This window comes from Micromonospora sp. NPDC023814 (genome assembly GCF_040639595.1).
GTDB lineage: Bacteria > Actinomycetota > Actinomycetes > Mycobacteriales > Micromonosporaceae > Micromonospora.
Window position 1 is genome coordinate 1 of the sequence record NZ_JBFAAF010000138.1, and the last position, 6,936, is coordinate 6,936.

Consider the following 6,936-nt stretch of genomic DNA (forward strand, 5'->3'; position numbering starts at 1 on the left):
ACCGACCACGGTGTGGATCAACAAACCAGCAGCTCAACCCGCAGATCTACAGAACACCTGACCACGAAAACGTCTCACTTGACTTGACAGGTTCCCTTGACGACCCCGGCGATCGCGCCGAACGGCACCTACCAGGTCGATCAGGAGGGCAGGTTTCTGCGGCCCCGCGTTCCGCCTGGCGAGGCGTTGCGGGGTGCGCGGGGTGCGCTGCGTGGTCTCGTGCAGGGATCCGGAACTTCTGGATCACGCGGCATGCCGTCCGGTTGCCGGAGCGACCAGCAGGCGGGCACGGGGCTCGCGGGATCGGACCGCGCCCGGTCAGCCGGATGACCGCACCCCGGGTCGATGTAAAACTTTCTAGACACGAAGTCAAAGATTCGCTACCTTCGTGATGTCAAAGATTTCAGACATCCGGAGGGCTTGTCATGACGCACGAAGAGAAACGCGCGTGGATCAGTCTGGTCGTCGCCGTGCTCGGCTACTCCGCCTACGTGGCCCTCATCGTCAGCCGCGCCGATGGTCGTTCGCTGCCCGACGTGCCGTACGCGAGCGCCCTGTTGTGGACGGTCGGCGCGGCCATCGTCGCGTCGATCGTGGCGGAGACCGGCATGGCCGTCGTGAATCCGGGCGCACCGCGCGTCAAGGACGTGCGGGACCGTGAGATCGGGCGGCTCGGCGACCACGTCGGCCAGTCGTTCGTGGTCATCGGCGCGGTCGCTGCGATGCTCATGGCCATGGCGGACTGGGACCGGTTCTGGATCGCCAACGTCATCTACCTGTGCTTCATGCTGTCGGCGATCCTCGGCGGCATCACCAAGGTCATCGTGTACCGCAGGAGCCTCCCGCAGTGGTGAAGCCGACGCAGGTCACCAACTGCATCCGCGCGCTGCGCTTCGCGCACGGCGAGATGACCCAGGCCGAACTCGCCGAGCACATCGGCGTGACCCGGCAGACCCTCATCGCCATCGAGCAGGGCCGCTATTCGCCATCCCTGGAAATGGCCTTCCGGATCGCCCGGGTCTTCGGCGTTCCGCTCGACGACGTGTTCCAGTACCCCGACTCCCCCGAGGAGAAGTCGTGAAAGCGATCGCCCACGACGTGTACGGCCCGGCCGACGTGCTCGAGCTCCGCGAGGTCGACAAACCCTCGGTCGGAGACGACGAGGTGCTCATCGAGGTACGCGCCGCTGGCCTGGACCCAGGCGTGTGGATCTTCATGACCGGCCGGCCCATGGCGGTGCGGCTCGCGGCCGGGCTGCGCCGGCCCAAGGTCGCGGTGCTCGGTCGGGCCGTCGCTGGTGTGGTGGTGGCGGTCGGCGCCGGCGTGACCCGCCTGCGCCCCGGCGACGAGGTGTACGGCACCTGCCAGAGCGGCTCGTTCGCCCAGTACGCGACGGCGCGGCAGCACCGGCTGGCACCCAAGCCGGCCAACCTCACCTTCGAGCAGGCCGCGGCGATGCCCATCTCCGCGGTGACCGCGCTACAGAGCATCCGCGACGCACGCGTGCAGCCCGGACAGCGGGTGCTGATCACCGGCGCGGCCGGGGGCGTCGGGTCGTTCGCCGTCCAACTGGTCAAGGTATATGGGGCAAGCGTGACCGGCGTCTGCAGCACCTCGAAGACCGAGCTGGTGCGTTCCATCGGTGCCGAGGACGTCATCGACTACACCCAGCACGAGATCGACCGTGACGGCGCGCGATACGACATCATCATCGACACCGCCGGCAACCGGCCGTTGTCGCTGCTCCGGCGCGCAACCACGCCGCGCGGGACGATCGCCCTCGTCGGTGGCGGCCACGCCACAGGCTTGCTGCTCGGCGGCTTCCAACGCCAGCTCGCCGCGCCGTTGCTCTCACTGTTCGGCAGCCAGCGAGTGCGCGGCGTGACCGCTCGGGAGCGCTACGAAGATCTCGAGGAACTGACCACCCTCACCGAGGCGGGCTCGGTCACCCCGGTCATCGACCGCACCTACGCTCTCGCCGACGCGCCCGACGCGATGCGCTACCTCGCCCAGGGCCATCCCGCGGGGAAGATCGTCGTCACGGTGTAGCCAGCCGGGAACCGCACAGCACGACCCCCGCGACCGCGAATACCACCAGCCCAACCCGGAAGTGGCGACGACGACCCTTTCGGCAGTTCCGCATCCACGCCGTCGGGCCGCGCCTCGGGTGGTGATGACGGCACTGGAACCCCCGCACACGGCCCGCGGCATGAGCATGCGTTAAAGCTGGCGCTCGTGTGAAGCGACCCCAATCGGCCGGACACCAGGATGTTTGGGGATCCCGCCGCATACGGGGGCAGGCTCTCTGTCAGCGGCATCGGCAGTGACGGATCATCAAGCGGTGATGAACTCTGCCGCGCTGCCGGCCGACCCCGGTGCGTTCTCGTTGGCCGTTCCGCCGCTGTTCGCCGCGCTGGCTCCGGCGCGGAGCATCCTCATCGCCGGAGCGGGCGGCGGGTTCGACGTGTACGCCGGCCTGCCCTTGGCGTTCGCCCTGTGGCGCGGCGGCGCACAGGTGCACCTGGCCAGCCTGTCCTTCTCCGAACTCGAATTGATCGACCGGGACGCGTGGGTGGCGGAGCACGTCGCGGCGGTGCGGCCGGACACCACGAGCCCGGACTGGTACTTCCCCGAACGGACGCTCGCCCGGTGGCTGGCAGCCCAGAAGCTGCCGTCGACCGTGTACGCCTTTCCGCCGCTCGGTGTCCAGCCGTTACGGGCCGCGTACCGGTACCTGGTCGAACAACTCGACATCGACGCGGTGGTGCTGGTCGATGGCGGCACCGATGTCCTGCTGCGCGGCGACGAAACCGATCTCGGCACCCCGGTGGAGGACATCAGCAGCCTGGCCGCCGTGGCCGCGCTGGACGTGCCGGTCAAGCTGGTGACCAGTCTCGGCTTCGGCATCGACGCCTACGACGGCGTCAACCACGTCCAGGTGCTGGAGAACCTCGCCGCTCTCGACCGCGACGGCGGCTACCTCGGCGCCCTGTCCATCCCCGGTTCCAGCCGGGAGGCCGCGCTGTACCGCGATGCTGTCGCCGACGCCCAGGCCGCCACCCCGGACCGGCCGAGCATCGTCCAAGGACAGATCGCCGCAGCCACCAGCGGCGCGTTCGGAGACATCCGGTTCACCCGGCGCACCGGCGGCGGCGACCTGTTCGTCAACCCGCTGATGGCGATCTACTTCACCGTCGACCTCGACAAACTCGCCGCCCGATGCCTGTACCTCGACCGCATCGAAAACACCATCGGCAGACGACAGGTCATCACACGCATCCAAGCGTTCCGCGACGAACTCCTCAACGCACGCATCCCCCGCGCGTTCCCCCACTGAACGGCCGGACGGCGGCACGAGCGGAAGCCTCAGGGAAGCCGTTCGGTGAGCGTCTCAGCGGGGTGCACGCCTGGCCTCGACGAGGGTCCGAGTCGAGTGGGCCACGAAGGCGCCATGGTGGCGAATGTGGGCGTCCATTCGCTCGAGGGTGTCCCGGTACCGCTCCACCGAGAAGCCGGGCACCCACCAGACGCATTTGCGCAGCGTGTAGACGACCGCGCCGATGTCGAAGAACTCCATCCGGCAGCGAGCGGTGCGCAGGTCCACGATCTCGAGCGCGGCCGCCCGCGCTGCCGCGGCCTCACGATCGGGGCGACGGCCAAGCCGCTCCCGCGGCAGCGGGCCGAGGAAGAACTCGATGAGCTCGAACGCGGATGCCGGCCCGACGTGCTGGGCGAGGTACGTGCCGCCATCGGTGAGCACGCGGGCGATCTCGCTCCAGTCGGGGTCCACCGGATGGCGGCTCGTCACCAGATCGAAGCTGGCGTCGGGGAAGGGCAGGGGCCGGCCCTGCTCGACGGGCACGACCTCGACACCGCGCGGCGACAACGCGTGACGGGCGCGTTCGACGTTCGGGCGCCAGCCTTCGGTGACGACCATTCTCGGCGGTAGGTGCGGCACCTCGGCGATGATCTCACCGCCACCGGTGTCGACGTCCAGGGCCGAGGTGACGTGGGGCAGGCGCGATGCGATCAACCGCGAGTACCCCCACGGCGGCCGCTCTTCCGTTGCCCGGCCTTCAAGCCAGTCGAAGTCCCAGCCGGACACGTCCACTGCGGCGGCCTCATCGACCAGGTCACTGAACGTACGCACACCGAGTATCCTGCCGGTGCCGTCAACTGGTTGGCGTGGCCACGTCGCGTCCGCTCATCGCCATGTCCGGACGCCGGGCATCTCAGATATCCGCCCCCAGCCGTCCTCCCCGGCGGACAGGGCACGCCGTGCGGCGGGACCGTCCGGCCGCAGATCGGGCACGCGTGGCCTGGCCGGCTACGTTCGACACCGCAGGTGAGGCGTGCCGATGGTGATCCCGGCGGCGTGGCGGTCGAGTACGCCCTGCACGACCGTGGCGGGCCGGATGCAGGTTCCTCAAACCTGCATCCGGGCGGCCAGGCCCGACTCGCGCAGGCGACGGCGCTGCCCGTCGGCCACGATGACCTCCACGACGATCAGAATGAAGGAGACAGCCGCCAGCAGGCCCAGCGCGTCGATGGCCGATATCCGCCGCGCGACAGGGACGAGCGCGGCCAGCACCAGAACGGCGGCCACCCGGGTCCAGATGATCGTCCTGATCGTGTGGGCCATCCGCAGCTGGTAGGCGACGTTGGCCAGGAGGAAGAGGGCTATCCCCCCGTAGAGGCCGAAGAGACCGATGGCGGTGAGCCGTTCGTCGGGGTGGTGTCCTTCGAGGCGGCCGACGTTCTTGACGAGCTCGCGTATCCCGAGGGCCGGCAGGAGGATGCCGGCGACCATGGGAAGGTGCAGGTAGCTGTAGGCGTCCCGGGCGAGGGCGAATCTGGTCTTCGGGTCGGCCCGCTCGAGGACCTGCTCACCGATGAGCGCCACCACGTCGAAGTAGGTCCAGAGCAACGCCCCGGTGACGGTCATGGCCAGCATGACGGCGAACAGGAGCTGCCAACTGAGCGACACGTTGGAGCTGGACGTTCCGATCGAGATGATGTTCTCGCCCACGGCCACGATCAGGATCAACCCGTACCGCTCACACCAGTGCCGGGCGGAGAAGATGCCGATCTCCCAGACGGGCAACGTGAAGCTACCCACGTAGTCCACGAGCACGGCCAGTAGCCAGAGGAGAGTCACGGCGATGGCGACCTGTCGCTGGTCGGTGAGGAGTCGGTGCGGCACGAGCGCGGCGCAGACGAGCAGGGCGGTGCTGGCGACCATCGGCACTGCGGGGACCAGGATGTGCCGGGCCAGGTGCCGGGCCGAGACGGCGTACGCGTACAGCGCCAGATGCAGCGACCGCACGAGGAAATAGCAGATGGGGAAGACGAGCGGGCCGTACAACCCGCCGGGCCGGTCGGTGAACGCGACGAGGGTCGACAGAGCCATCACGAAGGTGATGCCGGTGACCACGAACAACCCGAACCGCATCACCCCGAAGCTGGCCTGCAGGTTGTTGCTCAGCCACGCGAAGGCGCCCCAGGACCACCACAGCAGGGCCAGCACGAGCATTCCGCGAAGCACACCCTGAGGGGTGTAGTCGCTCCGGATCAGCGCGACGAGTTGGACGAAGGCGAACACGAAGACCAGGTCGAAAAAGAGCTCCTCGGTGGCCGTGCGGGTGCCTTCGCGTACCCGCCGCCTGCCGAACAGGCTGGCGACGGCGTCGCGCAGGTGCGCGCGTACCGGCTTGCGCCCTGTGGTCTTCTCCCTGTCACCTCCGGCCGTCGGTGCTTCCTCCGTCACCGCGCCAGTCTGACAGTGCGCCCGGCTCGGAATGGCCTGTTTCGTGCCGGTCGGCCGGATTCTATGCGGGTCGGCCGGGTGGTGCCGACGGAACGGGCTGGAGCTGCGGTGACGCCGACCGACCCAGGCGCGGGGTGCGGCCGCGGGTGTCGTAGCCGCCGCGGGCTTCTACTGCAGCTTCCCCGTCGGCATGCTCCTGGCCCGCAAGACCGTCGCCACCCTCATCAAGGAAGAGACGGACACCAACAGCGCCGCAGCACAGCTCGGACACTCCAGCGAGGAGGTCACCGACACCTACTACATCGCCACACCAGTCCAAGCCCCGGACGTCTCCGGCATCCTTGAGCGACTCGGTGCCGACCGCAACGGGCGTCCCGCATTTGGAGCAAACAACAACGATGCGCATGGATGACAAATCTGGTTGCCGACTCCGGTAAGTGGGGGTTTCGGGGGCAGGCGCAAAAACTCCATAGACAAAATCAAGGCCCTGACCAGCAGAATCGCTGGTCAGGGCTTTTGTCTGTCGGGATGGCCGGATTCGAACCGACGACCCCTTGACCCCCAGGACGCTTCGCCGCACGTCCACGCACGTCACGCACGCGATCCCCAAGATCAGGCCATGCGGTCAACGTCGTGCCGCGCACCAACGGGCAGGCCGTGTGGTCCCCACTTGGTCCCCGGGACGCTGACACGCTCGACGACCGCAGCACACGGTTTAGGAAGGGTTTAGCTCACGTTGGGCGATATGGCGACCCAGCTGGACAAATGCCCGCGCCGGCCATCCAGCCAGATATGATCGTTCCGCACATAGTCCGGATCATGGCCCACCAGTCGCTGGCGCCGGCCCGCTTCGGCGAAGCGATCTCGGTCGCCGTATTATGCGCGGGTGAACACGGGCCGCACGGTTGTCCCTGTCTCCGTCGGACTGATCATCGCCGTTCTCTGCGCCTGCGGAGGCATAGTCGCCTGCACCGGCTTTTGGTACTTCGGTCTGGGCTGCGGCACTGAACGCCTCGCGAACATCACGGCGGCCGACCTTGCGGGCTCCTACGTCACCGAAGACGGCGGCCGGTTCCCTCTTGGTCAAGATGGTGTGAGACACCCCGTGCGAGCGGGGTGCTGATCTGAGGGCGGGGATCGGAGATCCTTGTGTACGTGTCCACTTCATC

7 protein-coding genes are annotated in these 6,936 nt (G+C 68.1%); 5 read left to right on the forward strand and 2 right to left on the reverse strand.

All coding sequences use genetic code 11. The features are described from left to right. Positions 1-425 precede the first annotated feature (425 nt). The 4 genes from AB0G14_RS34135 to AB0G14_RS34150 all read left to right on the forward strand — a co-directional run bounded on the left by AB0G14_RS34135 (position 426) and on the right by AB0G14_RS34150 (position 3,337). Positions 426-854: a hypothetical protein gene (locus AB0G14_RS34135; RefSeq protein WP_357704683.1), complete on the forward strand. Its 429-nt coding sequence runs from the start codon at positions 426-428 to the stop codon at positions 852-854. Next, a complete protein-coding gene (locus AB0G14_RS34140) occupies positions 848-1,081 on the forward strand; it encodes a helix-turn-helix transcriptional regulator (RefSeq protein ID WP_357704685.1) in 234 nt (77 codons plus the stop codon). The genes AB0G14_RS34135 and AB0G14_RS34140 overlap by 7 nt, the downstream gene beginning before the upstream one ends. Further along, on the forward strand, positions 1,078-2,049 hold the full coding sequence (locus tag AB0G14_RS34145; RefSeq protein ID WP_357704687.1) for an NAD(P)-dependent alcohol dehydrogenase: 972 nt from the start codon (positions 1,078-1,080) through the stop codon (positions 2,047-2,049). The genes AB0G14_RS34140 and AB0G14_RS34145 overlap by 4 nt, the downstream gene beginning before the upstream one ends. A gap of 295 nt (positions 2,050-2,344) precedes the next feature. After that, a complete protein-coding gene (locus tag AB0G14_RS34150; RefSeq protein WP_357704695.1) occupies positions 2,345-3,337 on the forward strand; it encodes a DUF1152 domain-containing protein in 993 nt (330 codons plus the stop codon). Between the two features lie 54 nt (positions 3,338-3,391). Here the strand turns inward: AB0G14_RS34150 and AB0G14_RS34155 are convergent, their stop codons facing one another. Both AB0G14_RS34155 and AB0G14_RS34160 read right to left on the reverse strand, forming a co-directional pair. Continuing rightward, positions 3,392-4,150, reverse strand: a complete 759-nt coding sequence (locus AB0G14_RS34155) for a class I SAM-dependent methyltransferase (RefSeq protein ID WP_357704689.1) — start codon at positions 4,148-4,150, stop codon at positions 3,392-3,394. A gap of 276 nt (positions 4,151-4,426) precedes the next feature. Then, positions 4,427-5,767 carry a low temperature requirement protein A gene (locus tag AB0G14_RS34160; protein ID WP_357704691.1) on the reverse strand — a complete coding sequence of 447 codons (1,341 nt, stop codon included), beginning with the start codon at positions 5,765-5,767 and terminating at the stop codon, positions 4,427-4,429. A 190-nt stretch (positions 5,768-5,957) separates the two neighbouring features. Here AB0G14_RS34160 and AB0G14_RS34165 point away from each other — a divergent pair, with 190 nt between their 5' ends. Next, positions 5,958-6,179: a hypothetical protein gene (locus tag AB0G14_RS34165; RefSeq protein ID WP_357704693.1), complete on the forward strand. Its 222-nt coding sequence runs from the start codon at positions 5,958-5,960 to the stop codon at positions 6,177-6,179. Positions 6,180-6,936 lie beyond the last annotated feature (757 nt).